The organism is Janthinobacterium sp. NFX145 (genome assembly GCF_049810325.1).
GTDB classification, from domain to species: Bacteria; Pseudomonadota; Gammaproteobacteria; order Burkholderiales; family Burkholderiaceae_D; genus Janthinobacterium; species Janthinobacterium rivuli.
Genome location: NZ_CP187360.1, coordinates 4,376,119 through 4,397,925 on the forward strand (window position 1 = coordinate 4,376,119; position 21,807 = coordinate 4,397,925).

24 protein-coding genes are annotated in these 21,807 nt (G+C 64.5%); 11 read left to right on the forward strand and 13 right to left on the reverse strand.

Annotated features, from left to right (window positions below):
* Nucleotides 1-3: 3 nt before the first annotated feature.
* From cpaB to ACPJXG_RS19545, 4 genes are all read right to left on the reverse strand, one after another.
* Entirely contained in the window at nt 4-834 is an 831-nt protein-coding gene (gene cpaB, locus ACPJXG_RS19530; RefSeq protein WP_425252056.1) for a Flp pilus assembly protein CpaB, read from the reverse strand.
* A gap of 42 nt (nt 835-876) precedes the next feature.
* Nucleotides 877-1,437, reverse strand: a complete 561-nt coding sequence (locus ACPJXG_RS19535) for an A24 family peptidase (RefSeq protein WP_425252057.1) — start codon at nt 1,435-1,437, stop codon at nt 877-879.
* 115 nt (nt 1,438-1,552) lie between these two features.
* Nucleotides 1,553-1,726 (reverse strand): Flp family type IVb pilin, encoded by a 174-nt coding sequence (locus ACPJXG_RS19540; protein ID WP_071650303.1) that lies wholly within the window; start codon nt 1,724-1,726, stop codon nt 1,553-1,555.
* Between the two features lie 204 nt (nt 1,727-1,930).
* Nucleotides 1,931-2,620, reverse strand: coding sequence for a LuxR C-terminal-related transcriptional regulator (locus tag ACPJXG_RS19545; RefSeq protein ID WP_099402619.1), 690 nt, complete (start codon nt 2,618-2,620; stop codon nt 1,931-1,933).
* A 559-nt stretch (nt 2,621-3,179) separates the two neighbouring features.
* Here ACPJXG_RS19545 and ACPJXG_RS19550 point away from each other — a divergent pair.
* From ACPJXG_RS19550 to ACPJXG_RS19560, 3 genes are read left to right on the forward strand one after another with little or no spacing between them, the layout of a single operon-like run.
* The gene (locus tag ACPJXG_RS19550; RefSeq protein WP_425252058.1) at nt 3,180-3,668 is read left to right on the forward strand and encodes a TadE/TadG family type IV pilus assembly protein; all 489 of its coding nucleotides are present in this window, start codon (nt 3,180-3,182) and stop codon (nt 3,666-3,668) included.
* The gene (locus tag ACPJXG_RS19555) at nt 3,668-4,270 is read left to right on the forward strand and encodes a TadE/TadG family type IV pilus assembly protein (protein ID WP_425252059.1); all 603 of its coding nucleotides are present in this window, start codon (nt 3,668-3,670) and stop codon (nt 4,268-4,270) included. Before ACPJXG_RS19550 ends, ACPJXG_RS19555 begins: the two co-directional genes overlap by 1 nt.
* Nucleotides 4,270-5,634, forward strand: a complete 1,365-nt coding sequence (locus ACPJXG_RS19560) for a vWA domain-containing protein (RefSeq protein ID WP_425252060.1) — start codon at nt 4,270-4,272, stop codon at nt 5,632-5,634. The genes ACPJXG_RS19555 and ACPJXG_RS19560 overlap by 1 nt, the downstream gene beginning before the upstream one ends.
* Nucleotides 5,635-5,647: 13 nt before the next feature.
* Here the strand turns inward: ACPJXG_RS19560 and ACPJXG_RS19565 are convergent, their stop codons facing one another.
* On the reverse strand, nt 5,648-7,498 hold the full coding sequence (locus ACPJXG_RS19565) for an amidohydrolase (protein WP_425252061.1): 1,851 nt from the start codon (nt 7,496-7,498) through the stop codon (nt 5,648-5,650).
* 67 nt (nt 7,499-7,565) lie between these two features.
* Nucleotides 7,566-8,219, reverse strand: coding sequence for a hydrolase (locus tag ACPJXG_RS19570; protein WP_046682462.1), 654 nt, complete (start codon nt 8,217-8,219; stop codon nt 7,566-7,568).
* 218 nt (nt 8,220-8,437) lie between these two features.
* Here ACPJXG_RS19570 and ACPJXG_RS19575 point away from each other — a divergent pair, with 218 nt between their 5' ends.
* Entirely contained in the window at nt 8,438-8,692 is a 255-nt protein-coding gene (locus tag ACPJXG_RS19575; RefSeq protein WP_035826351.1) for a hypothetical protein, read from the forward strand.
* A 7-nt stretch (nt 8,693-8,699) separates the two neighbouring features.
* On the opposite strand, the gene ACPJXG_RS19580 is transcribed toward ACPJXG_RS19575, so the two are convergent.
* The 4 genes from ACPJXG_RS19580 to ACPJXG_RS19595 form a co-directional block, all read right to left on the reverse strand.
* Entirely contained in the window at nt 8,700-10,838 is a 2,139-nt protein-coding gene (locus tag ACPJXG_RS19580) for a TonB-dependent receptor plug domain-containing protein (RefSeq protein WP_425252062.1), read from the reverse strand.
* A 73-nt stretch (nt 10,839-10,911) separates the two neighbouring features.
* Nucleotides 10,912-12,339 (reverse strand): M56 family metallopeptidase, encoded by a 1,428-nt coding sequence (locus ACPJXG_RS19585; protein ID WP_425252063.1) that lies wholly within the window; start codon nt 12,337-12,339, stop codon nt 10,912-10,914.
* A gap of 3 nt (nt 12,340-12,342) precedes the next feature.
* A complete protein-coding gene (locus ACPJXG_RS19590; protein ID WP_035826344.1) occupies nt 12,343-12,720 on the reverse strand; it encodes a BlaI/MecI/CopY family transcriptional regulator in 378 nt (125 codons plus the stop codon).
* A gap of 160 nt (nt 12,721-12,880) precedes the next feature.
* A protein-coding gene (locus ACPJXG_RS19595; RefSeq protein WP_425252064.1) for an IS5 family transposase occupies nt 12,881-13,685 on the reverse strand; the annotation gives its coding sequence in 2 pieces (ribosomal slippage) (nt 12,881-13,348 and nt 13,350-13,685; 804 coding nt in all).
* 351 nt (nt 13,686-14,036) lie between these two features.
* Here ACPJXG_RS19595 and ACPJXG_RS19600 point away from each other — a divergent pair.
* The 6 genes from ACPJXG_RS19600 to ACPJXG_RS19625 all read left to right on the forward strand — a co-directional run bounded on the left by ACPJXG_RS19600 (nt 14,037) and on the right by ACPJXG_RS19625 (nt 18,692).
* Nucleotides 14,037-15,407 carry a DEAD/DEAH box helicase gene (locus ACPJXG_RS19600; protein WP_035826342.1) on the forward strand — a complete coding sequence of 457 codons (1,371 nt, stop codon included), beginning with the start codon at nt 14,037-14,039 and terminating at the stop codon, nt 15,405-15,407.
* 131 nt (nt 15,408-15,538) lie between these two features.
* The gene (gene otnI, locus ACPJXG_RS19605; RefSeq protein ID WP_425252065.1) at nt 15,539-16,339 is read left to right on the forward strand and encodes a 2-oxo-tetronate isomerase; all 801 of its coding nucleotides are present in this window, start codon (nt 15,539-15,541) and stop codon (nt 16,337-16,339) included.
* Nucleotides 16,340-16,427: 88 nt separating this feature from the next.
* Nucleotides 16,428-17,246, forward strand: a complete 819-nt coding sequence (locus tag ACPJXG_RS19610; protein WP_425252066.1) for a hypothetical protein — start codon at nt 16,428-16,430, stop codon at nt 17,244-17,246.
* Nucleotides 17,231-17,701 carry a hypothetical protein gene (locus ACPJXG_RS19615; protein ID WP_425252067.1) on the forward strand — a complete coding sequence of 157 codons (471 nt, stop codon included), beginning with the start codon at nt 17,231-17,233 and terminating at the stop codon, nt 17,699-17,701. The genes ACPJXG_RS19610 and ACPJXG_RS19615 overlap by 16 nt, the downstream gene beginning before the upstream one ends.
* Nucleotides 17,702-17,781: 80 nt before the next feature.
* Complete coding sequence (locus tag ACPJXG_RS19620; protein WP_425252068.1) at nt 17,782-18,201, forward strand: VOC family protein; 420 nt, start codon at nt 17,782-17,784, stop codon at nt 18,199-18,201.
* Between the two features lie 110 nt (nt 18,202-18,311).
* Nucleotides 18,312-18,692: a TraR/DksA family transcriptional regulator gene (locus ACPJXG_RS19625; RefSeq protein ID WP_425252069.1), complete on the forward strand. Its 381-nt coding sequence runs from the start codon at nt 18,312-18,314 to the stop codon at nt 18,690-18,692.
* Between the two features lie 166 nt (nt 18,693-18,858).
* Here the strand turns inward: ACPJXG_RS19625 and phbB are convergent, their stop codons facing one another.
* Nucleotides 18,859-19,605: an acetoacetyl-CoA reductase gene (gene phbB / locus ACPJXG_RS19630; RefSeq protein WP_425252070.1), complete on the reverse strand. Its 747-nt coding sequence runs from the start codon at nt 19,603-19,605 to the stop codon at nt 18,859-18,861.
* A 168-nt stretch (nt 19,606-19,773) separates the two neighbouring features.
* Here phbB and ACPJXG_RS19635 point away from each other — a divergent pair, with 168 nt between their 5' ends.
* Nucleotides 19,774-20,640, forward strand: coding sequence for a universal stress protein (locus tag ACPJXG_RS19635; protein WP_035826335.1), 867 nt, complete (start codon nt 19,774-19,776; stop codon nt 20,638-20,640).
* Nucleotides 20,641-20,661: 21 nt separating this feature from the next.
* Here the strand turns inward: ACPJXG_RS19635 and ACPJXG_RS19640 are convergent, their stop codons facing one another.
* Both ACPJXG_RS19640 and ACPJXG_RS19645 read right to left on the reverse strand, forming a co-directional pair.
* Nucleotides 20,662-21,021 carry a hypothetical protein gene (locus ACPJXG_RS19640; protein ID WP_035826334.1) on the reverse strand — a complete coding sequence of 120 codons (360 nt, stop codon included), beginning with the start codon at nt 21,019-21,021 and terminating at the stop codon, nt 20,662-20,664.
* Nucleotides 21,022-21,195: 174 nt separating this feature from the next.
* Nucleotides 21,196-21,762 (reverse strand): glycine zipper domain-containing protein, encoded by a 567-nt coding sequence (locus ACPJXG_RS19645; RefSeq protein WP_425252071.1) that lies wholly within the window; start codon nt 21,760-21,762, stop codon nt 21,196-21,198.
* Nucleotides 21,763-21,807 lie beyond the last annotated feature (45 nt).

A 21,807-nucleotide genomic window follows, 5' to 3' on the forward strand; every position in this document is an offset into this window, starting at 1 on the left:
TTTTTAAAATTGCTGGACGCTCGTATCCATGCCCTTGATGACGGTGATGCTGTCGCGCGCGGCGGCGCGTGCCGGGGCCGGTTGGCGCCGCGCCGCGCGCACCGGCGCGGCCGCCGCCGGCGCCTTCAGTTCCAGCAGCGACTCCTTGGTGGCGCCGCCCGTGTTGACGGGTTCCGGATCGACCTGGTTGCGCAGCACCAGCGACAGGCTGCCCACGCTGCGCGCCAGGTCCAGCTTTTCCACCTGCTCCGGCGTCAGCTCCAGGGTCACGGCGTTGACCACCTTGGGTTTGTTGTCGTCGCGGCCCGACTCCTGCGCCACGGCCAGCACGAGTATGCGTTCAAGCACGATCTTGGAAATGGCCAGCGGCTCGCCGCCCGCTTGCCTGGCGCGGTCATCCTGCGTATGCACGAGAATGTCGACGAAATTGCCCGGCAGGGCGAAGCCGGCCACGCCCACCACGTCATTGACGCGCACGGTCATGGCGCGCTTGCCGGCCGCCACGATGGCCGACAGGCCGCCCGTGGCGCCGGGCGGCGCGAGTTTGCTTTCCAGCACAGGCTCGCCCTTGCTGACGGCGCTGCGCGTGATGCGCCCGTCGAGCGGGCCGGCCTCGCCAAATGCTCCGGGCGGCATGGCGCCGGCCGGCCAGTCCATGCCGCGCAGCATGGCCGGCGTCACCTTCGCGCCCACGCCGATATCGACCAGCGCGACCATCACCGTCTGGCTGGCTGGCGCGCCCTGCCCTGACATCCAGCGCGCGGCCGCCAGCACGGCGCCCCCCGCCATCAGCAACGCCAGCAGCAGCACGATCGCAACGCGGCTATTTCTCATTGTTTTTCCTCTTGGTAAAACTGGGGTTTCCGGACGGACGCGTCATGCATGGCCGCCGGCCGCCAGGGCCAGCCAGATGGCGGTGCCGGCGGCAATGGCGATCGCATACGGCAAGTTGCCGCCCGGCGCGGCGGGTGCGTCAAGCTGCGGCGCCTCGCCCGCCGCGGCGCGCAGCCAGCCTTGCAGCAGCAATTGACGGGCATTGACCAGCGACTGGCGCAGCGTGCCCTGGTACAAGGCCACGGCCAGCGCCAGCACGCCGCCGGCGAGCAGGCTGCACAGCACGGCAAACACGGTGGCGCGGGGACCCAGAAACGCTCCCACCATCGCCATCAGCTTGACGTCGCCCGCGCCCAGCGCCTTCAGCGCATGCATGGGCAGCAGCAAGCCCAGGCCGGCGGCCAGGCCGCCCAGCGCCAGCCACGGTCCGGCCGGCGTCAGCCCGGGCAAGGCCAGGCTGTTGAGCAGCACGCCCAGCACGGCGCCGGCAAACACCAGCCGGTTGGGAATGCGCCGGCGGCGCACGTCATGCCAGACAGCCGCGGCAAGCAGCCCCCACAAGACTATGGCGGGGCTGAACGTCCAGAAAGAATGAGGGTCCATCGTGTACCTGATGCAAGCCGAGCGCATGACAGCATGCGCATCGTTGGGCGGGAAGTCGGCAGGCCGGTGCGCATGGGCAGCCGGCCTGTCGGGTGCAGCGCGGTGGGCAGGCGTTTTAAATCGCCGCGCCCGTCAGCTTGGTGCCGATCGCCTTGAAGGCGCCATCGAGGCCGGTGGTGAAATAGCCGACGGCCGTGACCAGCGCCGCAGCCACCAATGCCGCGATCAGCGCATATTCGATGGCAGTCACGCCATCTTCTTCGGCGATAAAGTTTTTAATGAAATTCATATTATTCCCTTTCAGGTCAAGTTTTAAACATGATAAAAACTGAAAATACAGTCTGAAAATAAAAACATTATCCTTGTTTTTATTTGCCAATTTCTGATGCGTGTATTTTATATAAACAAACATAAAATCGAATCAGAGAAAAGTCATTTTATGCGCAGTACAAAACATCTTAATTTTTTGTCTATAATCAGGACATATGTACTGTCATTCCGCATGGATGGGCTCGGCCAGCCGGTTGCGGGTGGCGTACACATATAATTCCAGGCGGTTGGTGACGTCGAGCTTGCTGTAGATCGATGTCAGATGATTACGCAAGGTTTGCTCCGAGATAAAAGCGCGCTGGGCGATTGCGCGGTTCAGCGCGCCATTTCCTTCCACCATCATGGCAACGATCTTGCGCTCCTTCAGCGTCAGCCTGGCGATCCGCTGCTCTTCCGGATCGGGCGCCGCTTCCGGCTTGTTCAGCACGCCCAGCATGCTGTCGAGCAGCGCCGGATCCAGGCACAACTCGCCCTGATGCAGGCGGGCGATGGCGTCGACCATTTGCTTGACGGGCGTTTCCTTGCCCACCACCGCGCGCGCGCCGCTGCGCACGGCGCGTCCGCAGGCGGCCTGGTCCTGTGTGCCACTGAACAGCATTGCGCGCGACACGCCATTGCCGAGCAGCTGCGGCAGGTAATCGATGGCGCAGGCGCCGCCGCAGCCCAGGTCGGCGTCCAGCACGATGACGTCGGGGCACAGGGTCCGCGCCAGCAGCAGCGCGCTGTCGATCTCGGTGGAACTGGCCACCACCTGCATCGCCGGCTGGGCGCTGGCGAACAACTGCTCCAGGCCCCACAGCCAGGTCTTGTGGTCCGACACCAGCATGACGCGGATGACATTGTTTGTTGACATGCTTTACCTCTTTACTTGAAGCCCACTCCCCTCGGGGAATGTTGTTGATCCGAATCGGGTTGCCTGCCTCGTCCGCGCGCGCCTTCTGCTGCCGCGCGCAGGGGGAAAAAGTCATGGGGGCACGAAGGAAGAGGCCTTGGTCCGGCACGCGCACACGCGGTGCGTGACCCAGGCCAGCGGACGCCGCATGGCGGGCGTGTGCCGATGGAGGGGCAGCGTGGCCAGGACGGACGCACCGCGAGTGCGCCATCGCAGCTGCCACCGCTGCTGTTGCTTACATTGCAGCATTTTGTTGCATCACCTTGCAAAACAAGTCCTTGCCTGCACGCAGGACAATCCTGACACCAGGCCTGTTTTCCTACCCGCGCATATTACTCCCGGCCCTGTGGGGACGGGGCCGGCACAATTGAAATAAGGCAGTTAATTACGATTATCTTGACCTGTAATAATTTAAATGGCGGACACGCCATTGAAAATCGATATAGAATAATCGCCAGTCAAATGGCGCAATGCCATCCGCCCGACATTCGTCATTGCGGAACTTAACCGGATTATTCCCATGCGTTTAAAACAGGCCGATTCCCGCATATTCCGCAAGCACGACGGACAAGGCGGCACCACGCTGCTTGAATTGGCCCTGATCACACCGGCCTTTCTCATGCTGATAATCGGCATCATCGAATTGAGCATGGCTTATTTTGCCAATATGACCATGCAGCACGCGGTGCGCGAAGGCGCGCGCTATGCCGTCACGGGGGCCAAGGACCTCGACCCCGACAGCGCCAACCAGCAGCGCTACCAGGCCGTGATGCAAAAAATACGCGACAGTTCCATGGGCATGTATGACAAGGTCAGCCCCGTGATCTCCGTCAACGGCAGCGATGCCGTCGGCGCCGCCATGTTCGGCCAGGCCGGCGATATCGTCGTCATTACCGTCGATTGCCGCTGGGCGTTTGCCACGCCCATGATCCGTGCCCTGTTCCGCGATGGCCAGGCGCATTTCGTCGTGGCGGCCACCATGCGCAATGAAAGCTTTGGCGGCCTGTGATGCGCGGCTACTTTCCTGCGCGCGCCGCGCGCGGCATCGCCGCCATCGAATTTGCCATCGTGCTGCCGCTGCTGGCGCTGCTGCTGTTCATGGTGGTCGATCTGTCGCGCGCCATCCAGGCCAAGACCATCCTGCTCAACATCAGCCGCGAAGGCGCCAACCTGGCCTCGCGCTCCACGTCCGACCTGAGCGGATCTAGCCAGGCCATCATGAATGCGCTGGCGGCCAGCACGCCGCCGCTGGACATGAACCAGCGCGGCATGATCTATATCACCAAGATCATGGGCTACACGGCCAAGAGCGGCATGCGCAACATCGTGCTGGAACAGTACCGCTGGGATGCGGGCGCGAAGGCCAGCGGCTACCAGCCCGCCAGCCAGGTGTGGCAATGCGGCAGCTGGAGCAATGGCGCGTGCACGGGCATCGCCAAGGACGAGTCCGCCCCCACGGTGGCGTTGATGCGGGACCAGCTGTCCGACGGCGAACTGATCTACGCCGTGGAAACTTTCTACAATTTCGACATGCTGTTCGGCACCTTGAAAATTGGCAACAGCACGACGCCCGTTCTGGGCCCCAACCTCACTTCGATGACGGTATTCTGATGCGCATTCCACACAAGCGGCAAGGCGGGCAAGTGCTGATCATGGTGGCGCTGTCGGCCGTCGTCTTGATCGCCTCGGTGGGCCTGGCCGTCGATTCGGCCCTCGGCTACTTCGTCAAGGCCAAGCTCAACGCGGCCGTCGATTCGGCCAGCCTGGCGGCGGCGCGCGGCGTCACGGCGGGCAGCTCGGAAGAGGAACAGCGGACCAATGCGCGCCAGTCGGCCAAGGAATTTTTTGACATCAATTATCCGGACCAGTTCCTGCTGTCGACGCCGACCCTCAACCCCGTCGGCGTCACGTTCGACAAGGGCATCGTCACCATCGACGTCTCTGCCACCGCCTCGCTGCCCGTCTCGCTGATGGGCGTACTCGGCTTCAAGACCTTGAACGTGGCCGCCACCGCGCAAACCATCCGCAAGGATCTGGACATGGTGCTGGTGATGGATACCTCGGGCTCGCTGGCTAGCAATGCCGACGCCGTGCGGGCGGCGGGCAAGTCCTTCCTGAATAAATTCAATTCCACCGTGGACCGCGTCGGCTTGCTGCATTTTGCCAGCGGCGCGCAGCTCGATCTGCCGATCAAGACAAGCGATCGCGGCTTCGATCGCACGCAGGCTGGCAATGCCATCAATGGCTACAAGTTCGAAGGCGGCACGAATTACTCGGAAGGCATGTGGAATGCTCAGGACCAGCTCAATAGCATCAGCCAGAACAATCGCTCCAGCCTGCGCGTCATCGTGTTCTTTTCCGATGGATCTCCGTCCGCCTTTTCCTCTTACTTTTTCCCCGCTACCACGGGCAATTGCACGAAAGCGGGAGCGCTGGCCGTGTACGACGATTTACCATCGAGCGGTTTTGCGACAGATGGACTGTACCGTATCAATGCAAGCAGCGCCAAGCTCACGCCCGAGACCTATTGCACCAGAAACCTGATCAGTGAATTGCCGACCTGGTATAACGCGCACAATCTTCCCGCCCAGGCCGACGATCCGACGGCACGCGAATTCCCCATCGTGACCACTACGCCGCGTGCGGTGAGCAAAGATATGTCCACCAGAAAACTCCAGTGGACCAATATGCACCGTGCATCGCGCAACCTGGCAGAGGCGATGGCCAGCAAGGCACGCCTGGAAAATACCTACATATTTACTCTGGGCATGGGCGCCGCACTGAAGGCCAAGGCCGGGCCGGACAATGAAATCGGCGAGGACTTGCTGCGCTGCATGGCCAATACGGCGGATGCACCAAACCGTTGCCGCAAGCCGGCCGAACCCGTGGGCCTGTACTGCTATGCGGCCACCGAAAGCGAGCTGAGTCCCTGTTTCACGCGGCTCGCCTCGGCCATTTTGCGCATTTCCAAATAAGGCGCGCCACCGGCTAGAAGGCGAAACAGCTGCAGCCGAGCGTACCCCAGAAGCCGGAAAAGTCACTGATCGGTACGGCCGATTTGCGCGCCCGGTCGTGGGCGTGCGCATGCACGCCGCAGGCGCCCGCGCACTGGTGCGGCATGGCGGCTTGCGCCTGCTTCGCCACGGGCCGGTAATGGCCGGGCACCGCGCGCACGGGCGACCATTCGGGCAGCACGGGAATCAAAGGCGGCGCCAGTGCCGAAAATGGCCCCTGGCCGTAGACGACCTTGCCGCCGACGATGGTCAGCACGGATTCGATCGACTTGATCGCCTCTTCCGGCACCGTGAAATAATCGGCCGACAGGACACTCAAATCGGCCAGCATGCCCGCGCGGATGCGCCCCTTCTTGCCTTGCTCGCTGGAGAACCAGGCGCTGCCCGCCGTCCACAGTTCCAGCGCCGTGTCGCGCGACAGTCTGCCCGCCGCATCCGTCAGGGCCAGGCCGCCCACGGTGCGCCCCGATACCAGCCAGTACAGCGCCGTCCACGGGTTGTAGCTGGCGACCCTGGTCGCATCCGTGCCGCCGCCGACGGGCACGCCTGCGTCGAGCATGCGCTGCACGGGCGGCGTGGCCTTGGCGGCATCCGCGCCATAGCGCTCGACGAAATACTCGCCCTGGAAAGCCATGCGGTGCTGGATGGCCAGGCCGCCACCGAGCGCCTTGACCCGGTCGATATTACGAGGGCTGATGGTTTCCGCGTGGTCGAACAGCCAGTGCAGGCCGGCGAACGGCGTGTCGCGGTTGACCTTTTCAAACACGTCGAGCATGCGGCTGATCGATTCGTCATAGGTGGCGTGCAGGCGGAACGGCCAGCGCTGCTCGACCAGGTGGCGCACGACCTTTTCCAGCTCATCTTCCATGCCGGCCGCCAGCTCGGGGCGCGGCTCGAGGAAATCCTCGAAGTCGGCGGCGGAAAAGACCAGCATTTCGCCGGCGCCGTTGTGGCGGTAAAAGTCGGTGCCGTCGCCGGGTTTCACCATGCCGGTCCACTTCTGGAAGTCCTGCAATTCCGCGCCCTTGTTTTGCGTGAACAGGTTGTAGGCGATGCGTATCGTCAGTTGCTCCTTTTGCGCCAGTTCGTCGACGACGGCGTAATCCTCGGGATAATTCTGGAAGCCGCCACCCGCGTCGATGGCGCTGGTGATGCCGAGGCGGTTCAATTCGCGCATGAACTGGCGCGTGGAGTTCACTTGCAATTCGAGCGGCAGCTTGGGGCCTTTCGCCAGGGTCGCATATAAAATCATGGCGTTCGGGCGGGCGATCAGCAAGCCCGTCGGATTGCCGGCCGCATCGCGCACGATTTCGCCGCCGGGCGGGTTCGGCGTGTTCTTGTCATAGCCGACGGCGCGCAGGGCGGCGCGGTTGAGCAGGGCGCGGTCGTACAGGTGCAGGATGAAGACGGGCGTGTCGGGCGCGGCCGCATTGATTTCATCGAGGGTCGGCATGCGCTTTTCCGCGAACTGGAATTCCGTCCAGCCGCCCACCACGCGCACCCATTGCGGATTCGGCGTGCGCAAGGCTTGGTCCTTGAGCATGCGCAAGGCGTCGGCCAGCGACGGCACGCCTTCCCAGCGCAATTCCAGGTTGTAGTTCAAGCCGCCGCGGATCAGGTGCAGGTGCGAATCGTTCAGGCCGGGAATCACCGTGCGGCCAGCCAGGTCAATCACCTGCGTGGCGGGGCCGCGATGGCGCATCACGTCTTCCACGTCGCCCACGGCGAGAAATTTGCCATCGGCGATGGCGACGGCGGACGCCAGCGGCTGCGTCCTGTCGACCGTGTGGAAACGGCCGTTGAGCAAGATGGTGTGTGCGTGCATGGGAACTCCCCAATCAAATGAAAACACGGCCCCGCCGGCGGGCGGCGGAGCCATAGTCAGTGAAAAATCAATGGCCTTCGCTGGCGTTGAACATCGATTTGGCGTAGATCAGGCCCAGGCCATAGCCGCCGCCGTGCGCCACGGCCGTCGCCACGGTTTCATTGTAGGTCTCGCCGCGGGCCCAGTCGCGCTGCAGTTCCAGCAAGTATTGCACGGACGTCATCGGCTGCGCGCCCGCCTGTATCATGCGCTGCATGGCCATCGCATGGGCTTCGTCGGAGACGTCGCCGCTGGCGTCGGCGATCACGTAGACGTCAAAACCTTGCTCCAGCGCCGACAGCGCAGGGCCGACGATGCACACGGACGTCCACAGGCCGGCCAGCACGATCTTGCCCTTGCCGTAGCCATTCACCTTGTCGGCGATGCGCGCATCTTCCCAGGTGTTCATGCTGGTGCGGTCGATCGGCGCCTGATCCGGGAAGACGGACTGGATCTCGTCGAAGATCGGGCCGGAGAACGATTTCGCCGCCACCGTCGTCAAAATCGTCGGCACCTTGAATTCCGCTGCCGCCTTGGCCACCAGGGCCGCATTGTTACGCAGCAGGGCCAGGTCGATGGAACGGGTAGCGAAGGCCATTTGCGACTGGTGGTCGATCATGATCAGGGTATGATCGTTCGGGGTCAGCAGTTTTTGTGCGGCTTGGGCGGTGGCGATAGGCATGATGTTTTCCTTAGTGAAAATAATTGAATATAAAAAAGAGATATCGTTATACGGTGCTGCTGCTCCTGCCCTTGCGTCACGCTGTGTGTGCCGGGCCAGTGCTATGCAGTATGGACGAGATGGTTTGAAAACAAAAACGGAAAGAATGCCAAGCTATGTGCAATTTTTTCGATAATGAAAAATGACCGCAACAGCAAGCGACACATCAAGGAGAAAACATGGGATTTGAATTCAGGATAACGGCCAGCCTGACGCAGGAACAGCGCCAGCACCTTGCACAGCTGCCAGAGTTGGTGGCTCCGGCGCCGCGCCCGCCCGGCGGCGCCATGCCCGACACCGAGGCCAGGCTGACGGATGCTGGCCTGTATGTGTGCCAGCACCTGCGCCCGGACCCGTGGCACGGCCTGGAGACCGTGCGCGCCTGGCTCGATGCGCAGGGCGTACGCTATGCCGTCGACGAGATCGACGACTGAATAAAACCTACAAGGAGCCTTCGAGCATGACGCGCAGGGTGCGGTAGCTGCCCGTATCGACCGTGCGCAGCAGGCTACCGCCGCCATCCGCATACAGGCTGCGCGTGCGCTCAGGCTGGCGCAGCAGATTGGCGCCCGAGACGCGCAGGCGCAGCTGGTCGCTGAAGGTCCACAACGCGTACAGATCCAGTTCGCGCCGGGTGCCCTGCCAGGCCAGCAGCTGGCTTGACTCGCGCGTCCGTCCGCCGCCCTGGTAATGCAGATTGCCGCCCAGGGTCAAGGGCTGGCCGGCCAGCCGGTAATCGGCGCCCAGGTTGGCGCTCCACGGCAGCTGGCCATCGAGGCGGTTGTCCGGGCCGGCGACGGCGTCCAGCGTCGACCAGTTGCGCGCCACGTTTGCCCGCAGATCCAGCGCGGGGGCGCCCGCCCACAGCGCCGACAGCGGCAGCTTCGCTTCCAGTTCGATGCCGCGCACCTGCGCCCTGCCCTGATTGACGGGTGTGGACACCCAGCGCCCCTGGTCCTGATACAGCCGGTCCAACATTACGTCGTCGATGCGCCGCAGCGAGGCGCTGGCGCCCAGCATGGCGCCTTGCCCAAGATAGTATTCATAGGCCGCATCCAGACCCCACGCCAGTTCCGGGCGCAGCGCCGGGTTGCCCTGGTTGTCGGGGTTCACGGGACTATTGCCGTTGTCGTTGAGGTAGGGGCGCGGAATCAGCTGGAAAATCTGCGGCGCCTTGTAGGTGCGGGTGACGGCCAGGCGCACCTGATCCTTGCCGGCCAGCTTCCACAGGCTTTGCAGCACGGGGCTCCATACCTGCGCGCGCACGTCGACGCGGCGCTGCGCGCCACCATTGGCGCTGGCCGTGCGCAAGGCTTCCCAGCGCAGCCCCAGATACAGCGACCAACGCGCGGAGATATCCCATTCATCCTGCGCGAACAGGGCCAGGCGCCGCACCGTGACCGCATAGTCTTCGTCCGGCAGCACGGGTGGCCCGCCCGGCGACAACTGGCGTTCGCGGCGGAACTCCGTGCGCCGCCGGCTGCCCGCATCCCAGCCCGCCGCCAGCGCATGTCCCTGGCCCAAAGCCCGGCGATAGGTGCCGCTGGTCTGCACGCCCACATCATCGAGGCCCGCATCGACCCGGCGCACATTCGCCGGCCCAGGTGTGGCGCTGACGCCCTGGAACAGATAGTCGCTGCCACGGTGATTGGCATCGAGGCCCAGTTTCATGTCGAGGCTATCCCCTGCTCCGAACTTGCGCAGCCAGTGCAGATCGCTGCGCACGGTACTGCTGTCCTGAGTGAACGCGGCGTCGTTGTCCGGATAGTCGGTATGGCCGCCCAGGTAAGCCGTTTCCACGACCTGGCGGCGGCTGGCCAGGCGGCGCAGGCTGACCAGGCTTTGCCAGGCCAGGCTGTCTTCGCCCGCCAGCGCCCATTGCAAACGGGGCGCCAGCTCGAACGTATCACTGGTCACGCGCTCGGTCAGCGGCATATGGCGCACCACCGTGGGCCTGCCTTCGCCATCAAATGCGCGGTTCCATTCGTCGAGCAAGCCCCGGCGCCCCGTGTGCGCGAGCGTGCAGGCCAGCGCATACGACAGGCGGCCGTCCTTGTCCGCCCACTGCACGGTGGCGCTGCCGGCGGGCATGCCGTGGCTGCCGGACGCCCCAAGCTTGAAGGTGCGTTCGCGCCGCTTGCCCGATTTTTTCAGCACGATATTGATGGAACCGGCGATCGCCTGGGCGGAAAATTGCGCCGTGGCGGCACGCATGATTTCCACGCGCTCGACCAGTTCCGGGTCCAGCGAGTCGAGCGAAAAACCGGGCGGCACGGGCACGCCGTCGAGCATGATCAAGGTGTAACCCTGGCCCAGTCCGCGCAGCTGGATTTGCCCGCCAGCCGTGCCCGAAGCCGTGCCGCCGATGGTAATGCCGGGCAGGCGTTTCAGGGCGTCGGACAGGGCACGGTCGCCCTGGCGTATCAATTCCTCGTGGCCGACGACGATGGCGGCGACGGTGTCGTTGCGGCGCTGCTCCACCTTGCCCGCATTGACCGTCACGGACGGCAGGACGTCTTCGGCGCGCACGTGCGCCGTCAAGGGCAGCGCAAGGCTGCACAATACAATACTCAATCGCATGGGAAATCCTGAAGGTCTGTGGTGGTGTCGGCTGGCGCGTTCCCGCGCTCAGCCGAGCTGCGGCCAGCTCACGCTAATGGCCGAATTGTTCCTTGCGCATGCGCAGGGCACGCGCGGTGGCGTTGGCATCGAGGCCAGCCAGCCACTGCCGCGGATCCTGCAAGCGCCCGTCGCGGGTGACCTCGAAATGCAAATGCGGCCCCGTCGCCAGACCGGTGGCGCCCACGGTGCCGATGGCCTGCCCTGCCGTGACGGCCATGCCGGTCGTCAGCGTGACCCGGTCGAGATGGGCATACAGCGACGCGACGCCAGCGCCATGGTCGATGCGCACGGCCTTGCCGAGGCGCGCATCTTCGCTGACGCTGGCGATGCCGTCGGCCGCCGCATGCACGGGCGTGCCGCGCCTGGCGCCCAGATCGATGCCGCGATGGCCTTGCGGCGTCAACTCGCGCACGACGCCAAAGAAGCCGGTCACGCGCATGCTGTCCAGCGGATTGCGCAAGAGAGCTGGCGCCGTCGCCGGCGCTGCGAGCATGCTTGCCGGCGCGGCTGCCACGGCCCACGCCAGTGCCGGCTGCAGCGCCAGGCTGGCCGCGCCGATCGCGCACAGCAGCAACGCCGTCAACACCCGCAGGGCCGCAGGTGGACGCGCCTGCCCGTCACGCATGCGCAGAAGGCGCTCGGCCATGCCGCCGCCGCCAAAGGCCAGCCCCGGCAGCGGCTGGGCCTGCAGGCCCAGTTGTCTGACCAGGGCCGCCGCATATTGCTGGCGCTGGCGCGGGGGCCGGCCAGCCAGTACCTGGCGGTCGCAACCGAGTTCTTGCGCCCAAGCCAGCTGGCCGGCCAGCCAGCGCGCGGCCGGATTGAACCACAGCAGCGCCTGCAGCATGTTGGCCAGCAGCAGGAGCACGGGGTCGCGCCGGCGTGCATGGGTCAGCTCATGGGCGATCACCAGCTGCTGCTGTTCCGGCGTAAATTGCGCCAGGTGCGCCGGCAACAGCAGACGCGGCCGCCACACGCCCACCAGCATCGGCGAGATCGGCGCCGCCACTTCCAGCACGTCCATGCCGTGCAGGCGGCGGCGCTGCGCCAGTTGCAGCAAGCTGCGCAACATGGCGTGGCCACGCTGCCAGCGCCAGGCTGCGCAAGCGACGCCCAGCAGGTAGATCAGAGCCCAGGCGGATGGCACCAGGGCCAGCCAGGAAGCAGTGGGTGGCAGCCCGGCGGCTGGCCCAGCCATGGCCAGCTGCACGTCGGGCGCGGCGCCAGCCAGCGAAACGGGCACGCTCAGTTCGGGCACCACGCTCAGTTGCCGCGTGTCAGGCAGCAGCGGCAGCACGAACACGGCGGCCAGCACCAGTTGCGCGACCAGCCACACGCTGCGCTGCGCCGCCAGCGCGGGCCAGCGCCGTTGCGCCAGGCTCAGCAATGCCCACAGCAGCGGACCGGTCACGAGACAGGCGACGCTGGCCTGCAACAGCGTGAGAGAAAACAGCAGCATCGCTTAGTCCTTTCCCTCGAGCGGCCAGTCCTGCAGCAATTGCTCCAGCGCCGCCAGCTCCTGCTGGTCCACCAGTTTGCTGCCCGTAAACATACTGACCGGCAAGGGACTGTCGATTTCCATCACGCGCCGGCCAAAGTCGTGGGCGAACGCGGCCAGGGTAGCCACCTTGTCCACGTTCGCTTCATACACGAGCACGCCATGCACGCTGCGCTGCAGCAGCATGCCCTTGTCCAGCATGCGTTCGAGCGTCTTGCGCGTGGATGAAAACGACCATCCCAGCTCGTCTTCCACCCTGGCGTGCAATTCGCGCGCGGATAGCGGGTGGTCTTTCCACAAGGCTTTCAATAACGACAGTTCGGTGACGGAGGGCGTGCTCATGGTGCATCCTTTCAGTGACTATTGACGCAATTATGCGACAAGAGTCACACACGCGCAAGCGCTATGTGCGACAACTGTCGCATGCGCTAAAACGCCTACCGCGCGTCTTGCGCTCGGACACGCCATGTCCAGATGGCGGCGAAAGGCCGCCTTAGGTCGCCTAACAAAACCTCTGAATATATCGCCAGCAGATGAGTATGCAGGCAAGCGAGAGGAATGCTTGGTGGATATCGGCTCGGCGCTCGTAGCGGATACGCAACCGGCGGAAACGGTGGAGCCAACCGAGTGTGCGTTCGACCACCCAGCGCCATTTACCCAGGCGTTCGCGCGACTCGATGCCATAGCGGGCTATGCGTGGAGCGATGCCACGGCTGCGCAACCAGGCCCGATGGGCACGCGAAGCATATGCCTTGTCGGCGTGCAGTTTGGCCGGACGTTTGCGTGGCCGGCCCGCTAGCCCGGATACGGATGGGACAGTTTCGAGCAGCGGGATCAGCATCCGGGAATCATGTACCTGAGCCCCCGATATGCTCGCTACCAGAGGCAGTCCGCGTTGGTCGACGAGCAGATGGTGCTTGCATCCGAGCTTGCCGCGGTCGGTGGGATTGGGGCCGGTATGCTGTCCGCCGAGGGGGGGATGGCACGCTGGCCGAGTCGACACTGGCGCGTTCCCATTGAATCTGATCGTATTCCCGCAAGTGGTGCAGCATGGCTTCGTGGATGCGTTGCCACACACCAGCCTGTTGCCATGCATGCAGGCGCCGCCAGCAACTCATGCCGCTGCCACAGCCCAATTCACGAGGAAGATATTCCCAGGGCAAGGCTGTCTTGAGGACGAACAGGATACCGGTCAAGGCGGCGCGGTCGTCAATGCGAGGGCGTCCTCCCTTTGGGGAAGGCTGATGTACTGGCAGTAAAGGCTGGATCAGCGCCCACAGGCCATCAGGAAGAAGTGCTTTGGCCATGTGATCGGCTCCCGAAAACGATGTCAGGTGGGTTTGACCAGCTTCGGGGCCGTTTGTTTCTATGGGTGAAGTTTTGTTAGGCGCTCTTAGCCTGTGATCATGTCGCCACTGCCCCGTTTCCCTATCGTATGGCTCAGGCTTTCCAGGACGGCAGCGCGCCTTGGCCTGACTTTTCTTTACTTGCGGCATTGCAAAGCTGAAACAAAACAGGCGCGTTTTTGTCATGCTGTTATACTTCGCGTGTGCGGCACATATGACCAGTCCCCTTGCCGCTGTCTTTCGACCCCTAATCTGATTGCCTGCGACTGGCGCCTCACGATGGCGACAGGCCGATCTCACAATAAAGTTACCATGTCCTTTTCCTCCCTCGGATTGTCCGACGCTATCGTACGTGCCGTTACCGAACACGGCTACACCGTGCCGACCCCGATTCAGTCGCAGGCGATTCCCGCCGTGCTGGCTGGCGGCGACTTGCTGGCCGGTGCACAAACCGGTACCGGCAAGACGGCCGGCTTCACCCTGCCCGTGCTGCACCGCCTGTCGACGGACGCCAACGGCGCGTCCATCACCAGCAACACCTCGACGCGCCCGATCCGCGCCTTGATCCTGGCCCCGACGCGCGAACTCGCCGCGCAGGTCGAGGAAAGCGTGCGCGCCTACAGCAAATACACCAAATTGAACTCGACCGTGATCTTCGGCGGCGTCGGCATCAACCCGCAAATCAAGCAATTGAAGCATGGCGTCGACATCCTCGTCGCCACGCCGGGCCGCTTGCTGGACCACATGGGCCAGGGCACGGTTGACCTGTCGAAAGTGGAAATCCTGATCCTGGACGAAGCCGACCGCATGCTCGACATGGGCTTCATCCGCGACATCAAGAAAGTGCTGGCCGTGCTGCCGCCAAAACGCCAGAACCTGCTGTTCTCGGCCACCTTCTCGGAAGAGATCAAGGCCCTGGCCGACGGCTTGCTGAACAAGCCAGCCATGATCGAAGTGGCGCGCCGCAATTCGACCGTGGAAGTGATCAAGCAAAAGATCCATCCGGTCGACCGCGACAAGAAGCACCCGATGCTGTCCTACCTGATCAAGTCGAACAACTGGACGCAAGTGCTGGTATTTACACGCACCAAGCATGGCGCGAATAAACTGGTCGAGCAGCTGGGCGCGGACGGCATCGGCGCCCTGGCCATCCACGGCAACAAGAGCCAGTCGGCACGCACGCGCGCGCTGTCCGAGTTCAAGGATGGCACCTTGCAAGTGCTGGTCGCCACCGACATCGCCGCGCGCGGTATCGATATCGACCAGTTGCCGCACGTCGTCAACTATGACTTGCCGAACATTCCGGAAGACTATGTGCACCGTATCGGCCGCACGGGCCGTGCCGGCGCCAAGGGCGAAGCCGTGTCGCTGGTCTGCGTGGATGAGCACGAAATGTTGAAAGACATCGAAAAGCTGATCAAGCAAACCCTGCCGCGCGAAGTCATCGAAGGTTTCGAGCCCGACCTGAACGCCCGCGCCCAGCCTGTGCAATTGCGCAGCGGCACCGGCGGCCACCGCAACAACAGCCGCGCGCCAGCCGGCGCCGTGGTGCGCGTGAAAACCGGCGGCAGCGGCGCCAAGCCACGCAGCGCCGGCCCAGCGGGCGGCGGTGGCGGCGGCAACCGTTCGGGTAATGCGCCGCGTTCGGCGGCAAACCATCGCTCCGGCGGCCGCGGCCGCTAATACCCACGGGTAAGCGTATCGCAGCAATAAAAACCGTTCCAGGACTTGTTTCTGGAACGGTTTTTTTATGCACGCCACCGATTGCCGAATTGGGCTAGGATAGTGTCCATCCTATTGACCTGCGTGCCGCCATGCCGAACTTCGCTGCCAATCTCAGCATGATGTTTACCGAACTGCCCTTCCTCGACCGCTTTGCCGCCGCCAGGGAAGCGGGTTTCGATGCCGTCGAATTTCTGTTTCCCTATGCCGTCGAGGCGCGGCAGATCGCCATGCGGCTGGAACGCCACCATCTGCAGCTGGCCGTCTTCAACTTCCCGCCCGGCGACTGGGAACACGGCGAGCGGGGCATTTCCTGCGATCCGCGCCGGGGCGAGGAATTCCGCAACAACGTGCAACTGGCGCTCAATTACGCGCTGGCGCTCGGGGCGAAACAGCTGCACTGCATGTCCGGCATCGTGCCGCCCGGCATGAGCCTGGAGCGGGCGCGGCAAAGCCTGATCGGCAACCTGCAATTTGCGGCCGACGCCTGCCGTCCGCATGGCATCAACGTGCTGATCGAGCCGATCAACCGCTACGACATGCCCGGTTACTTTCTGAACCATAGCCAGCAGGCGGCCGACATCATCGCCGACTGCCAGCGCAACAATATCTTCCTGCAATACGACATTTATCACATGCAGCGCATGGAGGGCGAACTGAGCAACACCATCCGCGCCCTGCTGCCCCTGATCCGCCACATCCAGATCGCCGACACGCCGGGCCGCCATGAACCGGGCACGGGCGAGATCAACTACCGCCATCTGTTCAAGCTGCTCGACCAGGTCGGCTACGCAGGCTGGGTCGGCTGCGAATACCGTCCCGCCAGCGACACCGTTGCCGGACTGGGCTGGCGCGAGCAATTGATAGGCACAGCGGGCACAATCGGCGCCTGATCGCAGCGCGCTTGCGCCGGCACAAGGCGGGCGGCGCAGGCCGGCACGACAATACCTTTCCATACAGTATTTCCTGTCGAGAGGTCACGTGTCCTCCCTGCCCGCCCGCCATTGCCGCGCCCTTGGCCTGAACCTCTGCCAGCACCTTTGCCTGGCGATTCTGCTGTGCGGCTGCGCCACCGCGCGCCCCGAGCTGGCGCAGGTGCGCGCGCTGGCCGCCGGCACCGATGCCCTGACCGCCTTCGGCGAACTGTCGCAGCGCCACGTCGACAGCTACCAGCGCGCCCGCCCTTATCTGTCGCCGGCCGAAGACGCGCGCGAACGCCCGCTCGATGCGCAGCGCCGCGCCGCGCAGGCGGACGTGGCACGCCTGGCGCAAGCCGTGCGCCTGTACCTGCAGGCGCTGGGCCGGCTGGCCGATACCGATGCATATGACGTGCGGCCGGAACTGGCCGGCGCCGGCGCCGCCATCCGCGCCTGGCCCGGCAGCGGCATCGACGACCGCCATGTGAGCGCCTACACCTTGCTGCTGCAGCAATTGTCGCGCCTGGGCGGCGCGGCCAGCCAGCGGGCGCATCTGGCGCAAGTGCTGCACGAGGGCGATGCGCCGCTGCAAGCCCTGCTGGCCGCGCTCGACAGCTTGCTGGCGCTGTACGACAAGAGCGGCGATAACGAGCGCGACATGGTGCTCGGCTTGCTCGATGTGGAAATCGCGTATGCGGACACGCCGCCGCAGCGCCTGCTGGCCGTGCTGGCGAAAAACATGCAGCAAAACAAAACCGAGGAATACCGCCTGCTTGGCTTGCGCCATACCCTGGCGCGCCGGCAACTGGCGGCACTGGGGCGCGAACACGCGCAGCTGGCCGCCGCCCTCACCACCACGGAGGCAAGATGGACGGATCGGTAGGCACAAGCCGCAGCGAACGGCGCGAAGCGGCTCTCAGCAGCGCCATGCGCGTCGAGCAACTGGCCGACAGCCTGTCGCAGGCGGCCGTCACCCTGCACGGCGCCGTCATGCGCGCCATCCGCAGGCGCGCCAGCCAGGGAGACAGTGGCATCAGCCACAGCCAGGCGCAAGCCGTCTTCGCCCTGGAAGTGGCCTTGCGCCAGCAAGCCAACCAGCTGTATGCCGATGCGGCCGGGCACACGGTGGCCGGCCTGGACACGGCGCAGCGCCAGCTCAGCGGCCTGCTCGACACGGTGCGCCTGCGCATCGCCCGCAACGACGACGTGCGGCACTGGATCAGCCTGGCGACGAGCTTGTTGCACTTGGGCAGCGCCGTGCTTGCAGGCAATCCCGAACGCATCCTGGGTACCCTGGGCAAGGTGCGTGAGCGGCTGCAAGAGATGGCGCCGGACTGATTGAAATCGGCCGGCGAGCGCCTATACTGGGACGTCCCCGCCTGGCAATCGTGCCTGCGGGACGACCAGAGGAGACCAACATGCGTATCGAACCGTATTTGCAATTCGATGGAAACTGCGCGCAAGCGCTGGAATACTACCGCCAGCACCTGCATGGCACCGACCTGTGCCTGATGCCGTATCGCGGCACGCCGATGCAGGAGCAAGTCAAGGAAGACTGGTATGACAAGATCATGCACGGCTCGGTGCAGCTGGGACCGACCATGCTGATGGGCTCGGACGGCGGCTGCGGCGAAGATGGCGCCAAGGGCATGCACGGCAGCTCGATCTGCCTGACCGTCGATACGCCGGAAGAGGCGGAACGGGTCTTCGACGCGCTGGCGCGTGACGGCAACATCCAGATGCCCCTGGAGGAAACGTTCTGGGCCAAGCGCTTCGGCATGCTGAAAGACCAGTTCGGCGTCGCCTGGATGGTCAACTGCCTCAAAGAACCAGCATAGAATGGCCCCTGCCCGCCTGCGCCGCGTCAAACGCGGCGCGGGTGGTAGCGCAAGCAGAGCAGCCAATCTTGGACTACCATGATGGAAGTAACCTCTACCGGGTGACAACCATGAATGGATTGCCGCAAGACCAGCTGCAACGCCTGCAGGGCGTGCTGGAGCAACGCAAGCTGGCGTTGCTGGAACAGATCGGGAACGAAGCGGCCGAAGCGGATGCGCGCGCCTCGCTGCTCAATGAAGTCGAAGCCTCGCCGGCCGACAACGCCAGCGTGCGCACCTTGAACGCCCTCGTCAGCGAAGCGGCCGAGCACAACCTGGCCCAGCTGGCCATCATCAAGCATGCGCTGGCCAGGTTTACCGATGGCAGCTATGGCCTGTGCGACAACTGCGGCGAAGCCATCGGCCTGTCGCGCCTGAACGCGCGTCCCGAAGCACGGCTGTGCATCGATTGCCAGACGCGGCTGGAAAAAGCCCGGCGCCCGGTGCCGTGAGGAGAGCATAACGGCGGCGCAACAACAAAGGGCAAGGCATCGCTGCCCTGCCCCGTGTTTTCCAGCGTGACTGCCATTGCCTGCCGTCCTGCGCCAGCATCTGTGCGCCGGCTGGGTGGACGGGTCTCCTCTACTGCCAATGCCTATGTGCAAGCGGCACGCTTGCTTAACTCATGTGCTGTCCGCCATTGATGGCGATATTCGCGCCCGTGACGAATGCCGCCTCGTCGGATGCCAGGTAAGTGACCAGGGCCGCTACCTCGTCCGGCTCGCCCAGGCGCCCCAGGGGGATCTGCGGCAGGATCTTCGTTTCCAGGATATCGGCCGGCACGGCCGTCACCATCTGCGTGCGCAGGTAGCCGGGCGAGACCGTGTTGACGGTGATGCCGTGGCGCGCCACTTCCAGCGCCAGCGCCTTGCTGAAGCCATGCACGCCCGCCTTCGCGGCCGCATAGTTGCACTGGCCAAACGCGCCCTTCTGGCCGTTGACGGACGAGATATTGATGATGCGGCCCCAGCGGTTAGCCAGCATGGGTTCGAGCACCTGCTTGCTCATGTTGAACAGGCTGTCGAGATTGGTGCGCATGACCTCGGCCCAATGCGGCAATTCCATCTTGCGCATGCTCTGGTCGCGCGTGATGCCGGCGTTATTGACCAGCACGTCAACCCTGCCGAACTGCGCCAGCACGCTGGCCACGGCCTCGCTGCAGGCGGCGAAATCCGTCACATCAAGGGACAGCGGATGAAAATAATACTGCTGCGCCTGCTGCTCTTCGAGCCAGTTTGCCACCCGCGCATTGCCCGGCGTATGCGCCGCCACGACGGCAAAGCCCGCCCCATGCAGGCGGCGGCACAAGGCCGTGCCCAGGCCGCCCATGCCACCCGTGACCAGCGCTACCTTTTGTTCCTTCATGACTGTCTCTCCCCGCTTGTTATGGTTGTTCTGCGTGGCATCAAGTGTAGGAGCAGTTTTTATTGGCAGCCTTGCGCCAAATCAAGTGCTCAGGCTGATGCAGTCGTGCGCGGCCGGCACCCCGGACTGTGCCAGAATGACCGCTACCGCACAGCGAGAGGACAGGCCATGACATATAAAACCGTATTGCTCCACATCGACGACAGCGCGGGGCGCGCCGCCCGCATCGACGCGGCCGCCAGCATCGCCCAGGCTTGCGGCGGCCACCTGACGGGCGTGGCGCTGACGGGCGTGTCGCGGCTGCTGTACCAGAACCAGCCCGACCTCGATGCCGACCCGAACCTGAGCTTGCATTTGAATTTCCTGAGGGAACGGGCGACGCGCGCCCTCGACGGTTTCGAGCAACAGGTGCGCGCGGCCGGCGTCGCCTCGTTCGAGCAGCGCGTGCTCGACGACGAGGCGGCGGGCGGCATCAGCCTGCTGGCCCGCTATGCGGACCTGGTCGTCATCAGCCAATACAATGCCAAGGATAAATCGCCGTCCGTGATGCGCGACTTCCCCGCCTATGTGCTGCTGCATTCGGGCCGCCCCGTGCTGATCGTGCCGTATGCGCCGCCGCTGCCCCTGCTGGCGCCGCCGGCAGCCGCGCGCAATGTGCTCATTTCCTGGAACGCCAGCAAGGAAGCAAGCCGCGCCGTGAGCGCCGCCCTGCCCCTGCTGCAGCGCGCCGGGCAAGTCCACGTGGCCATCTTCGACGCCCAGGTGCATGCCGCCGAGCACGGCGAACAACCGGGCGCCGAACTGACGCAGTACCTGGCGCGCCACGGCGTGGAAGCGCGGCTGCATTTGCTCGATGGCGGTGGCGTGCGGCGCGGCGACATCGGCGAAGCGCTGCTGTCGCAGGCGGCCGACCTGTCGGCCGATTTGCTGGTGATGGGAGCGTATGGCCATTCGCGCCTGCGCGAAACCATCCTCGGCGGCGTCACGCGCACGATTCTGCAAAGCATGACGATCCCCGTGCTGATGGCGCACTAGACCTTTGGAAAAACGGCAGGGTTAGCCGCCCTGCCAGGGCTGGCTGCGGATCTTCGCCACCTGGCGCTGCGCCAGCCACTGCCATAGCTGCAGCGCGTCGTCCTGCGGCAGGGCCGACATGTGGCGCGGCGTGGCCAGGGCGATTTCACAATCGCGGTCCGACCACTCCTCGAAAGTGACTTCGCCTCCGCTAGCGACCTCGACCTGATACATCAAGCCGTCGTCGTAGCCGAAACGCAACAGGACGGCGGCCGGGCTGCCATCGGGCGTGGCGCCGCCGCCGCGGTAGACCTCGGCCAGCGCATCGGCCAGCTGTGCCGGCGAGGGCGCGCAGATGTCGCGCCCATCGGCCCGTGTCAGAATGAACCATGCCTGTGTCATGACGCGCCCTCCTATCCATACTCGTTAGCATGCGAGGCAAGTACTACGGGCAGTCACCTTGGTCCAGTGTCACTATGGGCGCGCGGAAACTATCCCTGTCGGCATTATTTACCAATAATTACTAATACTAACAAGGATCATACCTAAATTTCATGCAGCTCGGAATTTATGAATTCACGCCACCAGCACGGGAATGCTGAGCGGGTCGAAATCATGCCAGTCGCCATTGGCGATCGTGCCTTCCGCTTCCTCGATATGCTCGGCGCCCAGCCGGTGCAACGCCTCGAGCGCCCGTTCGCGCTCGTCGGGGCCGCCTAGCGCCACGGCGATCAGCATGCCGGGATGGCGTGGCTGGCGGCGGTTTTCGCCATCCCGGTCCCTATTTGCTTCGGCCTCGCCTGCATCCTTCATCTTGTTGAAACTGTAAAGCGAGCCCACGTGGGCGCCCACGAGCGCCCCCACCACCGGGCCCAGCGGCCCCGTCGCCAGGGTCGTGGCCGCACCGATGCCCGCGCCGACGGCGGCCCCGACAGCCACGCCCTCGACCACGCCTTCCGGCGTCTCTTTCGCTCCCGGCGACATGTCGCGGTCGCCGCCGAGCGCATGCAAGTCGTGCTGCCCCGGCTGGTTGACAAAGAAGGCGCTGATGCGGCTGTCGGGAAAGCCCGCCTGGTTCAGGGCCGCGCGCGCGGCGTCGATCTGTTCCTGCAACTGAAAATGACCTGCGATGATGCGTGACATGATACGGCCCTCCTGATCGGCTGCTGGCGCACCATGCGCCACTCC